The sequence below is a fragment of the Noviherbaspirillum soli genome, assembly GCF_015352955.1.
In the GTDB taxonomy this organism is placed as follows: Bacteria; Pseudomonadota; Gammaproteobacteria; order Burkholderiales; family Burkholderiaceae_D; genus Noviherbaspirillum_A; species Noviherbaspirillum_A soli.
In genome coordinates this window covers 1-22660 of sequence record NZ_JACYOX010000008.1, presented here as the reverse complement: position 1 = coordinate 22660, position 22660 = coordinate 1, and the positions used below count along the sequence as shown (strand labels likewise).

General features: G+C 64.5%; 15 protein-coding genes. 4 read left to right on the top strand and 11 right to left on the bottom strand.

The genetic code is table 11. The features are described from left to right. Positions 1-217 precede the first annotated feature (217 nt). Positions 218-1876, top strand: a complete 1659-nt coding sequence (locus IGW04_RS08645) for an SGNH/GDSL hydrolase family protein (RefSeq protein ID WP_194712666.1) — start codon at positions 218-220, stop codon at positions 1874-1876. A 1103-nt stretch (positions 1877-2979) separates the two neighbouring features. Here the strand turns inward: IGW04_RS08645 and IGW04_RS08640 are convergent. From IGW04_RS08640 to IGW04_RS08620, 5 genes are all read right to left on the bottom strand, one after another. Then, entirely contained in the window at positions 2980-3405 is a 426-nt protein-coding gene (locus IGW04_RS08640; RefSeq protein WP_194712665.1) for a hypothetical protein, read from the bottom strand. Positions 3406-3477: 72 nt separating this feature from the next. After that, a complete protein-coding gene (locus IGW04_RS08635) occupies positions 3478-4416 on the bottom strand; it encodes a tyrosinase family protein (protein WP_194712664.1) in 939 nt (312 codons plus the stop codon). A 289-nt stretch (positions 4417-4705) separates the two neighbouring features. Beyond that, the gene (locus IGW04_RS08630) at positions 4706-8344 is read right to left on the bottom strand and encodes an ATP-binding protein (protein WP_194712663.1); all 3639 of its coding nucleotides are present in this window, start codon (positions 8342-8344) and stop codon (positions 4706-4708) included. After that, the gene (locus IGW04_RS08625; protein WP_194712662.1) at positions 8341-9021 is read right to left on the bottom strand and encodes a DUF4194 domain-containing protein; all 681 of its coding nucleotides are present in this window, start codon (positions 9019-9021) and stop codon (positions 8341-8343) included. Before IGW04_RS08625 ends, IGW04_RS08630 begins: the two co-directional genes overlap by 4 nt. After that, positions 9018-10469 carry a Wadjet anti-phage system protein JetA family protein gene (locus IGW04_RS08620; protein ID WP_194712661.1) on the bottom strand — a complete coding sequence of 484 codons (1452 nt, stop codon included), beginning with the start codon at positions 10467-10469 and terminating at the stop codon, positions 9018-9020. The genes IGW04_RS08625 and IGW04_RS08620 overlap by 4 nt, the downstream gene beginning before the upstream one ends. A gap of 315 nt (positions 10470-10784) precedes the next feature. Here IGW04_RS08620 and IGW04_RS08615 point away from each other — a divergent pair, with 315 nt between their 5' ends. Then, the gene (locus tag IGW04_RS08615; protein ID WP_194712660.1) at positions 10785-11555 is read left to right on the top strand and encodes an ankyrin repeat domain-containing protein; all 771 of its coding nucleotides are present in this window, start codon (positions 10785-10787) and stop codon (positions 11553-11555) included. Positions 11556-11655: 100 nt separating this feature from the next. Here the strand turns inward: IGW04_RS08615 and IGW04_RS08610 are convergent, their stop codons facing one another. Continuing rightward, entirely contained in the window at positions 11656-14016 is a 2361-nt protein-coding gene (locus IGW04_RS08610; protein WP_194712771.1) for a penicillin-binding protein 1A, read from the bottom strand. 195 nt (positions 14017-14211) lie between these two features. Between IGW04_RS08610 and IGW04_RS08605 the strand changes: the two genes are divergently transcribed. After that, positions 14212-14892: a type 1 glutamine amidotransferase domain-containing protein gene (locus tag IGW04_RS08605; protein ID WP_194712659.1), complete on the top strand. Its 681-nt coding sequence runs from the start codon at positions 14212-14214 to the stop codon at positions 14890-14892. Here IGW04_RS08605 and IGW04_RS08600 read toward each other — a convergent pair. Then, a complete protein-coding gene (locus IGW04_RS08600; RefSeq protein ID WP_194712658.1) occupies positions 14825-15463 on the bottom strand; it encodes a hypothetical protein in 639 nt (212 codons plus the stop codon). The two genes, IGW04_RS08605 and IGW04_RS08600, sit on opposite strands and share 68 nt — an antisense overlap. 93 nt (positions 15464-15556) lie before the next feature. Here IGW04_RS08600 and IGW04_RS08595 point away from each other — a divergent pair, with 93 nt between their 5' ends. After that, on the top strand, positions 15557-16606 hold the full coding sequence (locus tag IGW04_RS08595; protein WP_194712657.1) for an NAD(P)-dependent alcohol dehydrogenase: 1050 nt from the start codon (positions 15557-15559) through the stop codon (positions 16604-16606). A 94-nt stretch (positions 16607-16700) separates the two neighbouring features. On the opposite strand, the gene IGW04_RS08590 is transcribed toward IGW04_RS08595, so the two are convergent. From IGW04_RS08590 to galT, 4 genes are read right to left on the bottom strand one after another with little or no spacing between them, the layout of a single operon-like run. After that, positions 16701-18524, bottom strand: coding sequence for a glycoside hydrolase family 2 protein (locus IGW04_RS08590; RefSeq protein WP_194712656.1), 1824 nt, complete (start codon positions 18522-18524; stop codon positions 16701-16703). Between the two features lie 14 nt (positions 18525-18538). Next, entirely contained in the window at positions 18539-19654 is a 1116-nt protein-coding gene (galK, locus tag IGW04_RS08585; RefSeq protein ID WP_194712655.1) for a galactokinase, read from the bottom strand. Continuing rightward, positions 19651-20748, bottom strand: a complete 1098-nt coding sequence (locus IGW04_RS08580; protein ID WP_194712654.1) for a M24 family metallopeptidase — start codon at positions 20746-20748, stop codon at positions 19651-19653. The genes galK and IGW04_RS08580 overlap by 4 nt, the downstream gene beginning before the upstream one ends. 14 nt (positions 20749-20762) lie before the next feature. Then, complete coding sequence (gene galT, locus IGW04_RS08575; protein ID WP_228526948.1) at positions 20763-21899, bottom strand: galactose-1-phosphate uridylyltransferase; 1137 nt, start codon at positions 21897-21899, stop codon at positions 20763-20765. Between the last annotated feature and the right edge of the window lie 761 nt (positions 21900-22660).

Sequence of the window (22660 nt, the reverse complement as noted above, 5' to 3'; positions counted from 1 at the left end):
CGACTACGTCGGCATTAGCGAAATCAGTATCCTCAAATTCGCTGGCTAAACCACATTAGTTAGCGCCAATGCGGTAGCGATGAACGGATCGATCCAACCGATGGAAGGTCCTCGCTAAAAAAAGCCCAGCAAAAACAAAAATTTTTTTTTGCTGGCCTGAGAGCTTCCCCGATACCAAAATAGTATTTCCTATTAAAAATGATTTTTGGCAAAACTTATGGATTTATCGATTCATGAAGGAAACGTTTTTCCGCTCCTTGGAAAAATAAGGAAAAGAAAATCCGTTTGGCCAATAAGTAGAACGATTCTTGTTTTGCATTTTAACGATGCCATGATGTCATTGCTCAAAAAAATATTTTCCTGTTGGAAAGGAATTTGGGGAACTTACTGTAGAGATACAGACCAAAGCAGCGGCTCGCTATTAATGGCGCGAGGAAATACTGCTGCTGAAAATATTGTTATTCAGTCGCATTCTTTTCTGCTGATTTGTGGTCGAGCCAATTCATTCTTCTTAATGTTAATTGCGACTTCGATCACTTTTCTATATATGAAAATTATTAATTCCCTTGCGGCTTGTTCGACTATCTTTCTCATCTCCTGTGGTGGACAGACCGGCGATTCGGCCACCGCTAATTCCGCTCGCCAAAGCGGTTTGGCTACTACGGCCGGTACAGTTCAAGCTTCGACGGGAGTCGATGCGGAAGGAACTACCGCGGCAAGCGGGTCATTGGCCACGAAGACCATGGCTACCACCACTGCCGTGGTATCCGACCCGTCGACAATGACACAAGTGACCTTCGACGCCACCAACGTCTACTACAGTGTTCCTTATGCCAGCGCACCGAGCTGGGTCCGGGTATATGTTGACAGCGATAGCAATGCCGGCACTGGATTTCCGAAAAATGGCGTAGGTGCAAACTACCTGATCGAAAATGGACAGCTTTACCGCTATTCCGGCAGCGGCGGTTCCTGGGCATGGACCTGGGTAAAGACGGTGGGATTTAATCGCGGCACAACTTACGCGACTGTAACGGCACCGCGCGCCGATCTTGGATCTGCCACTGCGCTCGACTCTGTCACGGAGACCGATCCGCCGCTGAAGATTTCGTCGAAGATAAGCACCTCATTCGCGAGCACCAGCTCGACACCAACCACCACAACGACGACGCCGACAACGACGACCACGACGCCGACAACGACAACGACGGCGCCAACCACGACGACGACCACGACGACGACCGCGCCAACCACGACAACTACGACAACCAGCCCCGTGACCACCACGGTGCGAGTCGACTACTTCGGTGATTCGACGGTCTGGGGCGGTATAGGCGGAACGTCGTATCAGGTGGCACAGACGCCGCCCATGGTGCTCGATGCCAATCTGCCGGCCAACTATGCGGTCAAGAACGAAGGTGTCGGCGGCGCCTCCATTATCGAACTGCTTGAGGGCCGGGACGGCGTCCATCCGACATGGGCGACTGCCGTCACGCAGACCACCGCAAAGTACATCATCATGAACTACGGGATTAACGATTCCTACGAACGCGCCACGACCACCACCTCGTACAAGGCGAACTATGCGAAGGCGATCGATATCGCGCGGGCAGCAGGAAAAATCATCATTCTCGAAACGCCCAACCCTACGCATGATGGCGCCCTGACTGCCAGTTTTGCCGATGCAATGAAGCAGGTTGCCGCCGAAAAGGGCGTCCCCGTCATTGATCAGTACTACTACCTGAAGCAGTACATGACTACCAATAATCTGGGCATCTATCAGATTACCAATGACGGCGTGCATCCAACCCAGGCTACTTACACGCTGAAAGGGCAGTACGCAGCCAAGCGGTTCAAGGAAATCGTCGGCATCCCGTAAAGCCGGGCAGCCTTTCGTCCTGTAGTCGCAAGGGACCACTGTGGCCTCCCGCCGGAGGACAGCGCCAAAGCGGTGCTGTCCTCCGGCATTGCTTCGAGCCTGCCAAACCAGATCCCAAAGTCGTAGTTTGAGAAGCGTCAAGAGCGCAGCGCGGTCGTGGGATTACATATGGAGGGAACGGGCGCCAAGCCTGCTTGCCGTATAACAGCAGCTGCTCCTCAATCCTTTCTAAAGCTCCCATGATCAAAAGACCTGCAGACGACAGTGCCGACAGGCGCAAAATGTTCGAGGCGTTAGGCATCGATCAGCCTGCAGCGCCGACAGGGGCCGAGGCTTACCGGATTCCCCTGAAGGTGACGCCTCAGCCAGCCCCGCATCATCAAGGCCCGCCTTGGTTCTCACAAGAAGCCAGCGCGCAGCAGAATTTCCGGTACGCCGCATCGCCAGTGGGCCACTCGACCCGAACAGGCTGGCACGAGCGGGCGGCATTGCTGGGCCTGTGGGCGCTGGTAATCCTTGGCGTCCTGGCGTTGAGCATGCGATTCATCGAAGAGACTGCGCCCGCCGTTTCTGCCAACCAGCAGGCAGGCCGGGTGAACGCAACGCCTGCGCCGCTGCCATCGCCCTTGACGGCGGCCATGCCTTCCACGGATGCGTTCGATGATCCATTGCCACCAATCCCGCCCCTCGCTCTTCCGCCTCCTTCGCCTCACGCCGCAACAGCGGCCGCTGCGGCCCCTGCCGAGACTGACCCGCCCCGTCCAGCGCCTGCCCAGACATCAGCCGTACCGAGCCCCGAAGGGCCGGCGCCGACGAGCCCGGTCGATAAGGCGGGGATTGCTGCGGCGTCCGCTGGATGTTCCGATGCGTTGAGCGCCATGCAACTGTGTTCGGTTCGCACTGGCGCTTCGCCCTGACCTGCAACCCGAAACCCGGCCGATGCGGCTCTAAACGGAAGTGTCGACGTCATTGCCATGACTGGATCCTGGCCGGCAATCGTGGTTTGTCTTTGACCGTGCAGGATGCAGGAAGGCTTTCATGGGCCACACGGCCCGCATGCAAGGATGGCAGCCGCCATCAGCATGCGGGCCATGCGCAGCGCCTCAGTTGACCGGCGCATCCGACGACAGTTCGACTCGCAGTTCGCCTATGGTTCCCACCGGCCCCTTGGGCGGATTCTCTCCATTCATCCGTATCAGGGAAACTGTAAGATTTTCAAGTTTGGCGGGCTCCAGGCCAGCCATCACGGCGGTGGCCGGATACGACAGCGTTGCCGATCCATGGTGAACCGCCGCGGACAGTTCGAATGCGCCCAGCGTGCCGAGGAAAAAGCGTTGCCTGATGGCGCTTGCGTCGCCGCTTTGGGGCAGGTTCAGGTACACGTTGTAGTAGTAACCGCCAGCTTGGCCAGCCCCAGCCAGCACGATATTGTCGGCTACAACCATGACCGAACGATAGTCCCCGGAAGGCGTCTGCACCGAGGCCAGGACCTGTCGCAGTTGCTGCAGCTGGGCCTGGAGCAGGGGCAAGCGAGCACTGAGCGAAGTCTCGGCCAGGGCGACTGCGCTGGCACCACCGAGCGACAGGCGACCGTTGGCAATTTAGCGGCCTGCGGTGGCGGCGAACGGTGTCGCCGGCGGCCGGTTCAGAATGTTGTCCATCTGCGCTTGTACAAGCTTCAACGGCGTGGCCTGCGCCTGCGCCTGCGGCGGCAGCGAACTCGGCATGGTGTTGTTGGAAGAGCTGGTGCCAAGCCAGCTCGGCGTATAGGCTTGATAGCGCGGCAGGCTCAAGCCGGGCGCATAGGTGAACGAGCCGGACCAGTAAGGGTTGCTACTGCTAGAAGAGTAGGGATTGGTGGTGTAGGGCGTGCCTTTGCCGCTGGGCAGCGACCAGGCATGCCAGAGCCTGTCAATGTTGGCATGGTGCAGGTAGAAGGTCGGGTCCAGCGGCGACTGCATGGTTGCCATCTGGTTGCCAATAAGGTTGTGAACCGGGTTATGCGGCGCACTCTCTATCCTGGTCTCGAAAGCGTTGCTGGTGCCGCGCTGGAAGTTGTAAACAGTCGAGGCAAACGGCGACAGGTCGAGCGCATTGTAGACACTGGTGCCAGCACGCTGCACGTACAGCGGATTGTTGCCTGCCGAGTCGAGAAATTCAGGCGGTATGCGTGGATCTTTGTAGTAATTCCAGTATGGTAAGACCATCTGCGGGTCGCCGGAGGCAAGGCGCAATTGGCGCTCGAAATGAAAGAGGTAACCCCGGTGCCAGGCCAGGAAATAGGCGATGCCATGAGGACAATAATTCACATGCACGTTGACCCAGTAGCGCCAAGACGCGGCGTTGGTCTGCTTGCTATTGGCTCGCATGGCGCGTATTCCATTGATGAAATTGCCGTAGTGCTCCGATTGCTTGAATTCCTGCCATTCCAGCCGCATGCCTATGGTGTGCGCCAGCCCCAGACGCGGTACGGTAATGACCGCGGCGAGAGGGGCCGCGTCCTTGATAAAGCTGCGCCGCGAAATGATTGCGGATGCCATGACTGCTTCTCCTGTTTCTGCATCGTGAAGTTCTGCAGGCGCCTGCCGCGCAGGCTCGCAAGGGATGCACCGTCATGGGTAGGGCGCTCGAGACACTTTGCAGCGATGGCGAGCGCCTTTTACGCAGTGGTGTATCGATCAAATTAGTAGAGCGGAGAAGAACAGGAAACCAGTCAGTACCGCACTTCTGATGCACATCAGAAGTTGGGCGCATCAGCGCCGGTGGCGGATACGTCGGGCGGGAGGGACATGCCGATGCAAGCGGTGCCGGCACCATTGCCAGGCTGCCTCAAGCCGCCTCGCGTTCCCCATCTTCGAAGGCAATCTTCGCCTGCTCGCGCACCTGCCTGCGCCGCAATTCCCACAGCTCACGCAGCCGGTCCGGGCGCAGCAGACGTTCGTCCGCCTCCGACACGAAGCCAACCTCGCCATTGCCCACGGCCTCGGTGCGGGAAAAGCTCCACTCGCGGCAGAATTCCGGCTTGATCGCGCCGGCATGCTTGGTCGGCATCGCGCACAGCAATTGCATCCCGAGGTTCTCGCGCAGGAACTTCAGCACGTCGCGGGCCCGCACCTCGTCCATCTTGGAGAAGGACTCGTCATTGACCAGGAGGCGCAGGCTGGGGCCTTTCTCGAAATGCTTCAGCTTGTTGGTGACCACCGCCGCATGGATGATGTAGGCCGGCGTCTCCAGCTGGCCGCCGGAGCCGGTGCCCCATTCGGACAGCCTGACCCGGGAGCCTGTGTCTGACTCCTTGTAGATTTCATAGCGGCGGTAATTGCGGAAGTCGGCTACCCGCTGCAGCTCGCGCAGCGCATGCTCTTCATCGTCCGACAGCAGCAGGCCCAGCAGCCGGTCGCGCACCTCGCGCTGTTCGCCGGTGAGCTGCGGATCGCCGAACAGGCTGGCGGTTTCCTCGCCGTCCGACAGCGCCGCGGTGGCGCGGAAGAAGTCGTAGTAGGCCTTGTATTCGGGCACCCATTCCGACCAGTCGATGCGGAAGCGGTCGGTGCCGAAGCGCAGCTTTTCCAGCTCCATGTTCAGCGTGCGCAGCGTGTGCACGCCGGCATCGACGCCATTCCTGATCTCGTAGCAGAACTGCTTGGTGAAGACATCGTTGAACGACAGCTCGGCGGTGCGCAGCTGTTCCAGGTTGCGCACCAGGCCGATGTCCTTCTGGCGCAGCAGCTGGGCGCGGGTCTGGTCGCGCAGCGCGATCATCTGCGCATAGAGCGGGCCGAAGTCGCCGTCGCGGCTGTCCAGCCCTGAATGGACCTCGAACTGCTCGTCGGCGCGGGCATGGGCATGATAGGCGCCGAGCGCGGCGCGCACGTCGCTGTAGAGCTGCCAGGCCCGTTCCCGCTGGCGCGCCACGTCTTCCTGCGCGTCGGCCTGGCCCTGGCGGCCGCGCTCGACCTGCGCCGCGACCTGGTCTTCCAGCGCCACCAGCGACAGGCTGGCATTGACCGCGCACAGCGCGCGCAGCCGGCCGCGGTCGGCTTCCACCGCCTGTTCACGTTCGGCGCTGCCGGCGGCAATCCGCGCCAGCGTTGCCTGCTGCTGCTGCAATGCCCGTTCATGGCCGCCGATCTGCTTGTTGCAGGCCGCCTTCTTCTGCTCGATCAGCGCGATTTCCTCGCCCAGCGCATCGGCCTCGTCCTGCAGCTTGCCGGCCGCGGCCAGGTCGAGCCGGCCGAGGTCGGCGCGCGCCGCATCGAGCTCGCGCACCGCATGCTCGAGATCCGCGCGGGCGGCGAAGGAGGGCCGCTGCAGTTGCGCCAGCAAGGCCAGCGCGCCCTGCAGCTCGCGCAGCATGGCCCGCAGCGCCTGCAGCTCCTCCTCGGCGGCCGCATGCTCCTCTTCGGCCCGCGCCCTGGCCTGGCGCCGCGATTCCTGGCCCAGCACCAGCTGCTCGGCGTCGGAGACGAACATGGTGCGCGCGCCGCTGCCCTTGCCGTCGCGTGTCAGGCCGCGCGGCGCATGGCGCAGCGCTTCGACATCGGCCACCTTGAGCACCGGGCCGTACTGCTCGTGCAGATAGGCATGCGCGACCGGATGCTCGGCGCGCAGCTCGTGCACGATGGAGTCGGCCGGGGTGCGCTCGGTCTTCAGGTTCTTCAGGCACAGGCTGCCCTGGATCACCGACAGCCGCAGCTTTTTCTGGCGCACGAAGGTGATCGCGCGCGCTTCCCATTCCTGGTCCACGACCAGGTTGAAGCGGGCGCCGCCGAGATAGCCCTCGATGGCCGGCTGCCATTCCGGCGAAAGCGGTTCGACCAGGTCGCACAGTACCTGGGCCCGCGCGGCCGGCAGTTCGCTGCGCAATTCCTTCAATGCATGGCGCACATGGGCCGGATAGTCGGCGCCGCCTTCGGCCAGGTTGGCGCGGCGCGCCTGCGCATCGCGCTCGCGCCGCAGCGCTTCGGCCTCGCTGCCGCGCAGCTGCGCCATCTGGGCATGCAATCCCGCCACGAAGCTGTGGTCGGCGCCGGCCAGCGCCGCGAACAGCTGTTCCAGCGCCGCCTCGATGCCATCGAGCTCCTGCGCCAGCAGCAGCGACTGCAGCACGTCTGCCTCGGGCAGCGCGGCCAGGCGGTTCACGGCCTCCAGTGGCGCGGCCAGGCCGCGCGCATCGGCCGTGGCCAGCGCCTCGCTCACTGCCTGCGCCGCGCGCGACAGCTCAGCCTGCTGCGCCGGTATACGCATCCCGGCCACGGTCCGCGCCGCCGTTTCCAGGCGGCGCGCGGCATCGGCGTTCTGGCGCAGCGCCGACAGGGCAGTGCGCACCCGGCCATTCAGTTCATCGATCTGGCCCTGGATGCGGCGCTGCTGCTCCACTGCCGGTATGCCCATCATCTGCGCATGCACCTGGGTCAGGCTGCGGCCGCGCGCGCTGCGCTCCTGCTCCAGCCTGGAGAGGGTTTCATTGTCCTGCGCGATCGAGGCTTCCAGGCCGGCGATGGCAGCGTTGGCGCGTTCGATCTGGCGCTGGTCGTCGCGCAGCGCCAGCGACGACGCCAGCAGCTGGGCCGCGGCCGCCGCCTCATGCGCGCCGGCGGCCGCGGACGCGGCCGTGCCCAGCCGTTCCAGGCGCTCCACGTTGGCGGACAGCCGCTCGCCCTCGCGCCGCAGCTCGTTGACCTGGCGCATCAGGCGGCTGGTCTGGGCGATGCGCTGCGCCAGCAGGCCGGCGTCGAGCTCCAGGATCTGGCGCCGCACCAGTTCATCGACGCTGCCGATGGGCTTGTGCGCAATCGACTGGCTCCAGGCGCGGGCCGCGCTTTCGGCTTCGGCAAAGGACACCGCCTTCTGGCCACGAAAGCGGCCGTACAGCTGGCACAGGTACTCGCGCTTGCTGTCGCGAAAACTCGTCACGCCGCGAAAGCGCGAAGACAGGTGCGCCTCGATGCGCTCGGCCGGCACCACCAGCAGCGCGCCATCGCCGTCCTCCGCGCCTTCATCGCGTGCGGTCAGATCTTCCAGCCGCAGCGCCGCATCGTCGATGATCAAAAGCGCCAGCCGCTCGGCCACCGCCTGGCGCCTGCCGCCGCTGCCATCGACCCGGGCCGAGGCCGCCACCAGCGCTGTGAACTCGCGGCCTTCCTCGCCCTCGCTCGGACGGAACACCGCGCCGACATAGCCATGGGCGCCATCGGGACGGGCAAACAGGTTGTCCTCGGCGCCGACGATATACGACCACAGCGTGCGCTTGGTCTTGCCGTTGCGCGCCGACTGGGTGGTTTCATCCTGGCCCGGGTTGTAGTTGAAGATGTTCTGGTAGACCGCGGTCATCACGGTCTGCAGCGCGTCCAGCATGGTCGACTTGCCAGAGCCGGTCGGGCCGGTCAGCAGGGTCATGTCGCCCATCGCATATTCCTGGCTGCGCAGCGCGCCCCAGTTCACCAGGATCAGCCGGTCCAGTTTCATTGCGGGTTTCCTTCTTCCTCGGCGGCTTCGGGAATCGGCTCTTCCGATTCCAGCGCGCGCGCCAGCATGTCGTCGCTGATGATGCCCAGTATGGTGGGGCGGATCGCGATCAGCGCTTCCTCGTCTTCCATCACGAACAGCGGCGCCAGGCGGATCAGCCGGTGCCGCTTCAGTTCGCCCAGCAGGCGCTGACGCTCCACCGCGCCTGCCGGCAGAGGGCGCTTGAGCTGGGTCTGCAGGGTAGCGGCCAGTTCCTCGAAGCGGGCCAGCACTTCGCCGTCGTCGGTCAGGCGGCCGCCGGCGTCGGCCAGGCCCTGCTGGTACAGGAAGCGCAGCGCCAGCGCGGCCGCCACGAAGTCCGGCGAGAGCCGGGCGCGCAGGCCTGGCATCGCATCGGCATCGCTGCCATCGGCGATGCCCGGGATGTCGGCGCCGGGCGCATACAGCCGGAAGAAGGCGCTCTGCGCATCATGCACCAGGGTGAAGCCGGCCAGGCCGAAATACTCGGCCAGCGGCGCCTCGATGCGGCGCATGTCGTCGTACAGCCGCTGCTCGACGCCATCCTCGTCGCGCACCATGATGCCGGCGGCATACATGCGCCCGACGATGTCGCGGAAACGCTCCAGCGGCACATTGTGCGGCTCCAGTTGCGCCATCAGCGCGTCGGTCAGGCTCATGGCTGCTTCCCCGGTTCGTTCAGTCGATGTGGTTCATCCAGTCCGATGCGGTAATCCGCGCCGCTGTAGTAATCGTTTTCCATGCGCGCCGCCAGCCGGGTCGCCGTCATGCCGTGGCCGCGGCCGCTGCGGATGGCTTCGACCAGCTGCATGTTGGCCAGCAGGTCGGCCGCGCTGGCGGCAGGCAGCTGCGACAGCCTGATCGGCTCGCGCCGCGCGGCCAGCGCCGCAGCGACCTGGCGCAACACGTCTTCGTTGGGCAGGGCGAAGGCGTCTGCCTCGGCGCGCTGCATTGCGGCCGCCAGCCGGGCATCGCGGCTGACCCTGGGCTGGGCGGTGACGGCCAGCGCGCGCCGCCGCTGCGACGGGCCGCGCAGCCGGAAGGCCGACGGGTCCAGCAGGCGCACCTCGGCCGGCGCCATGGCCTGGCCCAGCCGCAGCAGCAGCGCCTGCTGCCCTTCGCCGGCATCGGCCACGCGGCTGATGGCGTCGCTCCAGGCACGGCGGCCGCGGCCGCCGTTGAGCAGCAAGGCCTGCTGCACGATGGCGGCGGCGCGCTGCATGTACACGCTCATCGCCTTGATCAGCTCCGGATGCCGGCTGTTGCAGGCCGCTTCCACCATGTCCTCGATGCGAAACAGCATCCAGTCCAGCGTCGAGCCGCCGCTGCGCTCCTGCATGGCCCAACGAGCCACATCGTTGAGCCGGTTTTCCAGCATGTCGCGGCGCGCCGGCTCCAGCGCATGCAGCTGCACGATCGCTTCCCGTATCGCCTGGCGGTGCCGTTCCACGCTGTCGGCGGTGAGCTGCTTCTTGAACTCCTTCTCGAAGCGGTCGAGAAAGTCCATGAAGCCTTCCCATGGCGTCTGCGACGCTTCCAGCATCAGCCGGCGCACCAGCTCCTGGAAATAATCCACGCCCTCTGACAGGTCGCTGATGACCTTCTCGGCATAGTCCCAGGCATCGACGAGGTCGTGCGCATCGAGGTTGCGCAGGGTGGCGTCCAGCGCATTGCGGCAGCTGCGCACGTTGCGCTGCCGGGTGCGGCTGCTGCGCCGCTCGACCGACCAGAAGGCCTCGGCGAACAGCTTGCCGGCACGAGTGAGGCGATAGGCGGTGACGAGGCCGGCGCGGTCGGGGAAGGCTTCCACCCAGCCATCGCGCTGCAGCGCGCGCACCACCGCGGCCGCGCCCTGGACATCGTCCGCATGCTCGGGAATCAGCGCAGGCTCGGCGTCGTTGTCCTCCTCGGGCGCCGGCAGCCGGCGCGCCTCGCGCACGACCGGCAGCAGCAGGTCGCGCAAGCCGTCGCGGCTCAGGTTCTGTGCGTAGTCGGCACTCGGGCCATGCAGCCGCTCGTACAGGGCACGTACGCAGGCGACGATGACTTCACGGTGCTTGCCGGACAGGGGGCGGAAAAAGTGGCGTCGTTCAGTTTCAAAAAACACAAATGTTGCAGTCAAAAATCAGCAGCGTGCAACTATAAGGGCAAGTGGCGACGCGGCGCTACTGGTTTTTCCGCCTGCGTGACCATGTTGCCGCAGTTGGCCGATGCAGGGGCCGCATCATGATTTCCCGGCGCTGCATGAGGTTGCGTTGCGTGTGTTCGCCCTGTCTTACTGTTTGTGCTGCAGCAATCAATGCGGGGATGGCGGTCTGCCTCAGGCAACGTCTTCTTGCGCCTGTTACAGACTGCGGGCGGTTTCATCAAGCCGCGCCGCAGCCTTATAGGCCTCGACCAACCCGCATCAAGGATGTCATGCATGGATTCCACCATTCCCGCCCATCGTGTTCAACCCGATGTCGTTCCCGGCGGCTTTCCGACGACCAGCACGGTCACGACGACCACTACCACCACGGTCACCGCCGCCGTGACGGACAATGGCATCGTGGCGCAGCCGGCATTGCGCGCCGCACCGGCGCAGGCCGGCAGTCTGCTCGGCATGGCCGATGGCATGCGGACCCGGCCGAATGCGCAGCTGATCGGGAAATATGTGGACGACCTGCTGGAGGCCTTCGATCGCGGCGAGACCGACGCCGACACCATCATGCGGGCAGCGATCGTGGTAAGGAATGTGGTTGCCCGCGATGTCAGGCATGCACTGCCGGCGATGTATGGCGCGGCACGGGCCATGAAGAAGGAGCAATTGCTCATGTATGCATGCAATGCCGGCATGAATTGGCATCACGGCAACAACGCGCTGTGTTTCGCCGCCCAGATGGGCCATGCGAATGCGGTCAAGGACTTGTGCGCGCTGGGCGTGCCGCTGGAAAGCCGCAGTCCGGAAAGCCGGCGCACGCCGCTGATCATCGCGGCCAGGGAAGGCCATGACAGGGTGGTCGACATCCTGCTTGCCCATGGCGCCGCCGCCGATGCGACCGATATCGATGGCATGAATGCGCTGGCATATGCCAGGCAGTGGCTTGAACGAGGCAGCATGCTGTTCAATACCAGCCTGCACGATCCGGAACTGGGAATGAACTGGGCGCGCTGCGTGCGCCTGCTGGAACGAGCCGGCTTGGCCGCCTCCTGAAGAGCGGCTGCATCATTGCCGGGCGGTGCGGGGCAGGGGCGCGTGGCACGCACAGGCCGCTGCCAGGGCGCTGCACGCCAAGCCGGACTGCGCCGGATTATCAGCGCGTTGCCTGTGCCGGCTCGCGCACGGCTTCCCGCGCCTGCTCGATGATGCGTTCCAGTTCATCCTGGCCGGGTTCCGCCGGCGTTGGCGTCTCCGTGGACGGTTCCGCCTCCGGCACGGCCAATGGGTTTCTCTCCTGGCCCTGTGCCTGCTCCGGAGCCGGCTGCGCCATTTGCGCCGACAAGCCGGCGAAGCGCGCATTGACGTCCACCAGCCGGCCGTTCTGCGCCTGCCGGAAAAAGTCGCCCACCAGGTACAGCGCATTGTGCGCACCCTGGCCCCAGTAGCTGCTGCGCATGGTGACGCGGGCATCGTTGAAGCCCACCCATGCGCCCGACACCAGTGCCGGATGCATCAGCATGAACCAGCCATCCGTATTGTTCTGCGTGGTGCCGGTCTTGCCTGCCACGTCGGCGGTGATGCCGAACTGCGAGCGGATCGCCGTGCCGGTGCCCTGGTTCACTGCGGCGCGCAACATGTCCACCAGTTCATGCGCCACCCGCGCCGGCAGCGCGCGCTGCTGCGTGCCTTCGAACTCGGCCAGCACCTTGCCGCGGCGGTCGGCGATGCGGGTCACCACCACCGGCTGACGATAATCGCCGCCGTTGGCGATGGCGCCATAGGCGGTGGCCATTTCCAGCATGGTGACCGGGCTGCTGCCCAGCGCCAATGCCGGCACCGCTTCCAGCCGGCTCTGGTTGATGCCCATGCGGGTCGCCAGGTCCACCACCCGCTTCGGCCCCACCTCCTGCATCACCTGTGCCGTGATGGTGTTCTTCGAGTACATCAGGCCCTGGCGCAGCGTCATCGGCTGGTTGCTGGGCGGGTTGAGGTCGCTGGGCCGCCACACCGCGCTGCCGCCCAGCGGAATCTCCACCGCGCGGTCGATGAACTCGGTCTCCGGCGTCAGGCCCTGCGCCAGCGCCGCGCCGTAGACGAAGGGCTTGAAGGTCGACCCCGGCTGGCGCTGGGCGCGCGCCACATGGTCGTACTGGTCGGTCTGGAAGTCGCGGCTCCCGACCCAGGCCCTCACTTCGCCGCTGGCCGGGTCCATCGCGATGAAGCCAGCCTGCAGCCGGGTCTTGTCCTCGCGCAGCTTGTTCATGAAGGCCTTGTCGGCGCGCAGCCTGGCCATCGCATCGGCTTCAGCCTCGCCGCCTTCGACCGCATTGCGGTAGGCGCCGGACTCGCGCACGAAGGCGTTCACCACCTCGTCGCGGCTGCTCCAGAAATAGCCGAACGGCGCGACCCGCGACCGCATGCCGGCATAGGCCGACATCGACGACGACAGCAGGCGCGGCGAGGCCACGCCCCATTCCACGTCGGCCACCGCCTGCAGGCCGGACAACTGGCGCGCCACCGCCTGGTTGGCGGCCGCCTGCAGGCGGCTGTCGATGGTGGTGCTCACCACCAGGCCGTCGAGGTAGATGTTGTAGTCGTTGTTGTCGGCCCATTCGATGAGCCAGCGCCGCACGTATTCGGCGAAATGCGGCGCCGGGCCCATCTCTTCGTCCTGGCGCTCGAAGTCCAGCCGTATCGGCCGCTTCTTCATGCTGGCAAGGCTGGCCTCGCTCAGGTGGCCGGCCTTGTGCATCTGCGCCAGCACCACATTGCGGCGCTTCTGCGCCCGCTCCGGATTGGTCACCGGGTTGTAATAGCTGGTGCCCTTCAACATGCCGATCAGGGTGGCGCTTTCCAGCACATTGAGCTTGGCGGCGGATTTGTCGAAATAGGTGCGCGCCGCCATCTCGATGCCAAAGGCGTTGTAGAGGAAGGGCACGGTGTTGAGATAGGTTTCCAGGATCTCGTCCTTGGTATAGGCATGCTCGATCTTCAGCGCCGTGATCACTTCCTTGATCTTGCGCGTGATCGAGCGGCTGCGGCCTATCTCTTCCGGATACAGATTGCGCGCCAGCTGCTGGGTCAGCGTCGACCCGCCCTGGGTATCGCCGGTGAGGGTATGCGCCATGCTGGCCGCGGTGCGCCTGAAGTCGATGCCATGGTGTTCATAGAAGCGGCGGTCCTCGGTGGCGATCAGCGCCTTGACCACGTTGGGCGAGATCTTCGCCAGCGGCACCCATTCCCGGTTGCTGCGGCGGAAGGTGGCGATGCGCTTGCCGTCGATCGACATCAGCACGCTGGGCTGGTCGGCCTTGGCCTTGCGGATGTCGCTGATGCCGGGCGTGAAGGGGATCAGCAGCAGGGTATAGAGAAACAGCAGCACGATAACGATCGCGGCCGATGCACCCAGCGCCTTAACCGCGGACTTCGCGCGCCCGGCGCGGCTGACGCCGGGCGCGATCGTGTCAGTGAAATAGCCGGCGATGCGGCGCGCCAGCCGCCGTGCGGCTTCCATCCGCCGTGCGGCTTCCATCCGCTTCGCGGCTGGTGTGTGGTGTTCCAAGAATTGCTCCCTGCGTGGTTCGGTGGCGCTACGCGCGAAAACGGCGATGATACCCGAGTGACGTCATGCGCTTGCACGGGCGGATGGAACCATCGGGCCCAATTGCAATCCAAACAATCCCACAATACTGCCGACTTCGGAGTTTTCATGAAGATACTGATGGTGCTTACCTCGCATGACCAGCTCGGCGACACGGGCAAGAAAACCGGCTTCTGGCTGGAGGAGTTTGCCGCGCCGTATTACGTGTTCAAGGATGCCGGCGCCGACATCACGCTGGCCTCGCCCAAGGGCGGCCAGCCGCCGCTGGACCCGAAGAGCGACGAACCCGACGCCCAGACCGACGCTACCCGCCGCTTCAAGGGCGACGAGCAGTCGCAGCGCGCGCTGGCCTCGACTGTGCCGCTGTCCGGCGTGAAAGTGGAAGACTTTGACGCGGTGTTCTATCCCGGCGGCCACGGGCCGCTGTGGGACCTGGCGCAGGATGCCGATTCCATCCGCGTGATCGAAACCATGCACAAGGCCGGCAAGCAGGTGGCGCTGGTATGCCATGCGCCCGGGGCGCTGCGCAACGTGCGCGGCGCGGACGGCAAGCCGCTGGTGGCTGGCAAGAAGGTGACCGGCTTCACCAATAGCGAGGAAGAGGCGGTGCAGCTGACCAAGATCGTGCCCTTCCTGGTGGAAGATGCGATGAAGGAAAGCGGCGCGAACTACAGCCGCGGGCCTGACTGGCAGTCCTACGTGGTGAGCGACGGAAACCTGATCACGGGGCAGAATCCGGCGTCATCGGAAGAGGCTGCGCGGGAACTGCTGGGACGGTTGAAAGGATAGGACGGGGAGGGTTTGTCAATGGCTGTGAGCCGTACCCGGAAAGCGGCTTTCCAGCCGCTTTCCGGAAGCCATCCGGGCGACCGTGGCGTTCAGCGTCCTTATTGACATCAGAAACGGCCTGGGATTCGCTATAACCAGTTTCCGACGGCGTTGCAATTTCCTTTGTTAATGAGGAGTGTTCCTCGCCGGGCTTGGCATCTTGCCGGAAATGGCAACTCACGAATCCTCCCAAGCCCTGGCACCCGCACCGGTCTTGCGCGTCCGGTAGAGAAATGAAGTCTGGATAACGACCCTTTAGGTAATCTTTAAAAGATCTTGTGCAGTCAGCAGCAAATTCATCATCGTCTATGCGGGCATCAGACACTTCCTTCTTATTCTTCTGTCTCTCTTGTTTCACGTACTCGTCAAAGCTTGATAAGTTTCCGCCCGAGATTGCCTCAAGCGCTCCGTCGCTAATAGAAATATTGTTTTGTCCATGATTCACTCCAGTGTAAAAGTCGCTTGAGCGGCAAGCCGTCACATCAGCCACGGCGTCATGGCAGCATATGCGTGGCTGGCTGAATTTACGCATCTACAAACCATTGATGGTTCAGACGCGAGGTTCCCTCCCTGCTGCCGGTCGCATTGAACGACACCATCCTGATTTTTCCCAGAAAGGCATACCATGCTCCAATCCAAAGGCTACGGCGCCACCAGCGCCGACGATGCGCTGCATCACCTCGACTTCCAGCGGCGCGACCCCGGTCCGCATGATGTGCAGATCCAGATCCGGTACTGCGGCGTCTGCCATTCCGACCTGCATACCGTGCGCAATGAATGGGGCAACACCGTCTACCCGGTGGTGCCGGGCCATGAAATCGTCGGCCGCGTGGTCGCGGTCGGCAACCATGTGACGCGCCACAAAATCGACGACATCGTCGGCGTCGGCTGCATGGTCGATTCCTGCCAGCGCTGCGACGCCTGCGGCATCGGGCTGGAACAGTATTGCGAGAATGGATTCGTCGGCACCTACAACGGCGAGGAAATGCACACCGGCGGCATGACCTATGGCGGCTATTCCGACAGCATCGTGGTCCATGAAAAATTCGTGCTGCGGGTGCCCGACAAGCTCGACCCGGCGGCCGCCGCGCCGCTGCTGTGCGCCGGCATCACCACCTATTCGCCGCTGCGCCACTGGAAGGTGGGGCCTGGTCAGAAGGTGGGCGTGGTTGGCTTGGGCGGCCTGGGCCACATGGGCATCAAGCTGGCGCATGCGATGGGCGCGCAGGTGGTGCTGTTCACCACCTCGCCCAACAAGCGCGAGGATGGCCTGCGCCTCGGCGCCGATGAAGTGGTGGTGTCGAAGGATGCGGAAGCGATGGCCCGGCACCAGAACAGCTTCGACTTCATCCTGAACACGGTGGCGGCGCCGCACAGCCTGGATGCCTTCCTGGTGCTGCTCAAGCGCGAGGGCACCATGACCCTGGTCGGCGCGCCGGCCACGCCGCATCCGTCGCCGCAGGTGTTCAACCTGATCATGAAGCGCCGCCACCTGGCTGGCTCGCTGATCGGCGGCATCGCCGAAACGCAGGAAATGCTGGACTTCTGCGCCGAGCACGGCATCGTGTCGGACATCGAGATGATACGGATGGACCAGATCAACGAAGCCTATGAGCGCATGCTCAAGAGCGACGTGAAGTACCGCTTCGTGATCGACATGGCCACGCTGGCCTGAAAACGTGGGAACGTAAAAACGCCTGGCGGCCTGCGCCGTCCGGGCGTTTCCGGGAAGGCATGCCCGCCTTCCCGGCCTGCTGATTTCCTTCCCCTTACTCCGAGTTGCCGGCCAGTTCGGCCTGGTCGGCATCCTTCTCCGCCGGCACCGGATGGCCGTCGAAGCCATAGCGCGCCGACTTGGTGGCCGCATGGATCTGCTCGATCGGAAACTTCGGCGTGCGGTCGGCATACAGCAGGCCGTTGGCTTCCTGGAAGGTGTCGGTGAACTGGGTATAGCAGAAGCCCGAGAACATCACCGTGGTGTTGACCACCTCCAGCAGCTTGCGGTACTTGGTGGCGAACTGCTTCTGCTCGTTGGCGACCGAATAGCCCCAGGTGTTGCCCTCGTTCTGCTGCGGCTTGACGAAGGCGATGCCGCCGAACTCGGTCAGCATGATGGGCTGGCCGCGGTGCGGATAGCCGTCCAGCGTCAGGATGCGCCCGCCCGGACGCCTGCGGTCGAACAGTTCCTGGGTCTTGTCGGAATATCTGGCCTTGATCTTTTCCGGGTCGGCATCGTAATCATGGATGCCGATGATGTCGGTGGCCGCCGCTTCCCAGCCGTCGTTGCCGATCACGGGCCGGGTGGTGTCGAGCGTGCGGGTCAGGTGATACAGCGCCTCCACCGCATTGCGATGCGACTGGGTCGACATCAGGTTGGGCACGCCCCACGATTCATTGAACGGCACCCAGACCACGATGCAGGGATGGCTGTAGTCGCGCTCGATCACCTCGGTCCATTCATGCACCATGCGGGTGATGGCCTTGGAAGTGAAGCGGTAGGCCGAGGGCATTTCCTCCCACACCATCAGGCCCAGCTTGTCGGCCCAGTACAGGTAGCGCGGGTCTTCGATCTTCTGGTGCTTGCGCACGCCGTTGAAGCCCATTTCCTTGGCCAGCTCGACATCGCGCTTCAGGGCATCGTCATCGGGCGCGGTCATCAGGGTGTCGTCCCAGTAGCCCTGGTCCAGCACCAGCCGCAGGTGGTAGGGGCGGCCATTGAGCATGAAGCGGTCGCGCGAGATCGCCACCGAGCGCATCGCGGTGTAGGAGGTCACTTCATCCAGCACCTGGCCGTCGCGGCGCAGCGTGATGCGGGCATCGAGCAGGGTGGGGCGCTCGGGGCTCCACAGCAGCTCGTTGCGGGAATCGTCGATGCCGGGGTCGGACAGGCCGATCTTGCGGTGCGCCTCGTTGCCGATCACCTTGTAGAGGTCATAGGCCAGCACCTTCTCGCCGTGCCGGATCTCGACTTCCACCGACAGGTTGTCCTCCGGGTCGCCATGCACGAACACCGCGCAGCCGATCTCGAAGCCTTCGAAATGCGGCGTCCACTGCAGCTTCTGGATATAGGTCTTGGGCACCCGCTCTATCCACACCGTCTGCCAGATGCCGGTGGTGCGCGGATACCAGATCGAATGGGCCTCGAGCTGCCAGTCCTGCTTGCCGCGAGGCTTGGCGAGGTCATGCGGATCATCCTCGGCATGGACGGTGACGGTCTGCTTGCCGGACCCGTTCAGCGCGCTGGTGATGTCGGCGGAAAACGGCGAGTGGCCGCCTTCATGGATCGCGACCCGGTGGCCATTGACCCAGACCGTGGCCTTGTAGTCGACCGCGCCGAAATGCAGCAGCACCCGGTCGTCGCCCGGCATGCAGTCGAACTCGCGCTGGTACCAGCAGGCCAGGTGGAAGCCGCGGTCGCCTATGCCGCTGGCCTGCGACTCGGGCGGGTAGGGCACCAGGATTTCGCTGGTCCACTGCACCGGGCGCATCGGCAGGTCGTAGCGCTGCTCGTTGTCGAAGGTGAATTGCCACTTGCCGTTCAGCGAGGTCCAGTCTGGCCGCACCAGTTGCGGTCGCGGATATGCATCAGCCATGTCTTTCCTTTCCATCAGTCGAATAAGGGCTGCGGCTGGCTGTCGCCATTCTGGCTGGCCGGGGCCGGCAGCAGCACGCCTGCCAGTTGCAGCAGGCGGTCCTGGTTGTAGCGGGTGGTGACGGCTTCGGCGATGCCGGCAGCCTGGCCGCGTTTGCACAGCGCCACGCAGGCGCCGCCGAAGCCGGCGCCGGTCAGGCGGGCGCCATGAACGCCCTCCTCGGCGCGCAGCATGTCGCACAGCGTATCGAGCGCCGGCACCGACACCTCGTAGTCGTCGCGCAGGCTGGCATGGGAGGCATTCATCAGGCGGCCAAAGGTCGGGCCATCGACGCCTTCGGCGACCGCCGCCAGCACCCGCGCGTTTTCCGTGACCACATGGCGGGCGCGCTTCTGCAGCGTCGACGGCAGCTGGCTCAGCGCATCCACGTCGGTGACGTCGCGCAGCATCGGCACGCCCAAGAGGCGCGCCGCCTCGCGGCATTCGGCGAAGCGCTCGTTGTACTTGGAGCCGGCCAGGGTGCGCGCCACGCCGGAATCGATCACGATCAGCTCGGTGTCGGCCGGCATCGGCAGGATCTTGCGGTCCAGCGTGCGGGTATCCAGGAACAGCATGTGGCCGGTGTCGGCCAGGCTGGAGGCCATCTGGTCCATGATGCCGCACTGCACGCCGGCATAGCGGATCTCGGCGGCCTGGGCATACTGGGCGATCTGCACGTCGTCCAGTTCCAGGCCCAGGATGCGCCGCAGCGCTCGCAGCACCGCCACTTCGAGCGCGGCCGATGACGACAGGCCCGAGCCCATCGGCACGTCTGAATGCACCTTCATCGACAGCGGCGGCACCTTCACGCCATGGTCGCGCAGGATGTGCACGCAGCCGGCGACATAGCGGGCGTAGCCGTCGGGCAGCTCGCCGTCGACCTCGAATTCGGCATGCTCGTCGAGGTTGCTCGAATAGACGTGGAAGCGGCTGTCGGGGCTGGGCGCGGCCTGCACATGGGTGCGCTGCGGTATCGCCACCGGCAGCACGAAGCCGTCGTTGTAGTCGGTGTGCTCGCCCAGCAGGTTGACCCGTCCCGGCGCCGAGACCTGGACGCCGCCTTCGGCGAAGAATGTCGATGTCTCGCTCATGATGCCTCCGTCTGCAGGGGTAGGGCGCGCTGGCGGCCGGCATGCTCCACGGTGGGCCAGTCGGGGTCCATGGTCAGGTTCTCCAGGCCGTCGTCGTGGATCAGGAAGGTGTCTTCCAGCTTGATGCCGGGCAGGCTGGGATTGAAGGCCACCGCCATCTTCGCCGCCAGCGGCGCATCGGTGGCGGGCGTTGCCACCAGCTCGCGCGACAGGTAGCCGCAGATGCCGCCCTGGTGATGGCGCCGGATGCCGTCGGAAAAGCCGTGCCGGCAATAGGCCTGCTCCAGCGTCGCATACACATCCGACAGCGGCACGCCGGGCCGGCAGGCCGCAAGCCCCGCCGCTTCGATCTCCAGCAGCGCAGGGAAGTCGGGCTGGTCCGGCGCGCCGGCGAAATGCACGAAGCGGGTCAGGTTGGCATACAGCCCGTAGCCCCGGGCGCAGAACACCAGCATCGCCCGCCGCCCCAGCTTTTCGCGGGTGGGCGTGGCATGGCGATAGATGGGCAGCCGGCGTTCATTGGCCACCAGCGTCAGCGTCGGGTGCAGGCCGCGCGCCCACATCGCCTCGGCGCCGGCGCCGGCGAGCGCAAACTCGGTCCAGCCGGGCCGCGCCGCCTGCATCACTTCCGTCATTGCCTGGGCCGCCAGCAAGCCGACTTCCCGGTAGCGCACGATCTCGCTGTCAAGCAGGCAATAGCGCTGGCGCAGCATGTCCTGCTCCAGCGACTGTTCCCCGGCCGCGGGCCGGTCCGACAGCACCGTGCCGCCGGCGGCCAGTTCGGCGCAGAAGGCGCGCCTGGCCTGCGGCTCAGCCCAGGGCGCGACATGCCACTCATAGCAGCCGGCCGGCACTTCCTCGTCCTGCAGCCGCTGCGCCTCGATCTCGTCGGTCAGCACATAGGCATGGCCTGGCGTGACCGCGATCTCGGCCACGCCGGTTTCGGCCGCCAGCAGCACCGTGTTGGAGCCGCCGGCGGTGGCCCAGGCGAACCAGTCGGTGCCGCGCAGGCGCAGCATGGCCGCGCCGCTTTGCTGCAGCCAGCCGCGCATGGCGGCCAGTTTTTCCTGTATTTCCTTACTGCGTTCTTGCATCGATGCTCCCTGCGTCAATCTAGCGAAACCCGGACCTGCTGCAGCTCGCGCGCCTTCTCCTCCGGCAGCACGTCCATGGCGAACATGCCGGCGCCGAGTTCGGTGCCGGCCAGGTACTTCAGGCGGTCGCGGGTGCGATAGGGCGGCGAGAACGTCGCATGCAGCATGCTTTCCGGATGCGGCTTGCCGTCGGTCGGCGCCTGGTACCAGGCCATCAGGTAAGGAAAGGGCCGCTGCCACAGGCCGTCGTATTTCAGCAGCACGGTCTTGAGCGCCCGCGCGAGATCGGCCCGCTGCGCCTCCGACAGATCGCTGAAGTAAGCCACCGGTTCAATGGTGCTGACCCAGACTTCATACGGATAGCGGGCGCAGGCCGGCACGAAGGCCACCGCATGCTGGCCCTGGTAGACCATGCTGTCGCCGGCGGCCATGTGCTTTTGCACCATGTCGGCCAGCAGCGCCCGGCCATGCCTGGCATGGAATTGTTCCTGCATCGCCTGCATCCGCGCCGGCACCGGCGGCACGAAGGGGTAGGCATAGATCTGTCCATGCGGATGATGCAGCGTCACCCCCACTTCCGCGCCGCGGTTCTCGAATGGCAGCACATACTGGATATCGCCACGCGCCGCGGCCCGGCTGGTGCGGTCGCCCCAGACCTGCAGCAGCAGCTCGATCTGCGGCAGCGGCAGCGCGCCGAGCGAGGCCTTGGGGTCGGTGGTGAACACCACCACCTCGCACAGGCCATTGCCGGGCGCGGTCTCGACCAGCGCGGAGGGCGGGTCATGGGCTTCCGGCGACAGCGACGGGAAGCGGTTTTCAAACACCGCGATCGCATAGTCGCCGGCCGGCAGCTCGGTCGGATTGGCCGGATCGACACAGACCGCAAGCGGGTTGTATTCCGGCGGCGGCAGGAAGGTCCGGCCCTGCCGGTAGGCTGCATAGGTAATCCACTCGCCGCGCATCGGATGCCAGCGCAGGTGGGGATTGGCATGCAGCGGATCGGGAAAGGGGCTGGGCACCGGGCCATCGAGCCGCACCGGACCGCCGCAGCCATACAGTGTCATGGCGCGGCCATCCGGCTTGGTCAGGTCCAGCGTGTATTGCGGGCTGGCGGGGGTGGGCGGGGGTGGTTGATGTTGGTCTTGCTCCAATGTTGTCTCCAGTCACCTGATCAGGGGTTTGATCGTGTTCCTGGAAAAGGATTCAAAAAAGAGTTGCATATTTGCGGGGGGTATTGATGGGGCGCGGGCCCTGCCGTTGAAGTGGCCGTTGCAGTTGAAGTGGCCGTGGCCGTGGCCGTTGCAGTTGCCGTTGCTTTTGAAGTGGCCGTTGCAGTTATGGTCCCCGTCTGTGTACCGCCGTGTCGGCGATGCCCGGAGCGGGAAAAGGTGCGGCGTCTGTTTGAGCGCAGCGCAGCGTAGCGAGTTTAGCCGCGCCCCGCTCCGGGCATCGACGGCACGGGAACCCCGCGCAGCGGGGCGGCACAGTCGGGGTCGCCTTTTTTTGGTTACTTTTTTTGGCGAAGCAAAAAAAGTGACTCGCCTGCCGGGGCGAACACCCGGCCTGGTCATGACGATAGGGCTATCGCGTTGGGTCACCAGGGGTAAGGCGTCACTGCGAAGCAGCAGTTGCTTTTGAACTTGTCGTTGACTTTTCAACCGTAGAAACGTCAACGGCAACGACGACAGTGCTGCCCGAGCGTTGCCGGGTGACGCAACACGCTTGCACTGCCGTGGAGACAAGCCGGGAGTCCGTCCCGGCGGCCGGGTCACTTTTTTTGCTTCGCCCTCTATGTCAGGCTAGTTGTCGCATCCACTGATATCCAACAACCTGGAGGGCGATAGCGAGTGAGCAATGAAGAAACGACATCCGGAGCCAGTCCGGGAATGGGCCATACAGCAAATCATGTTGC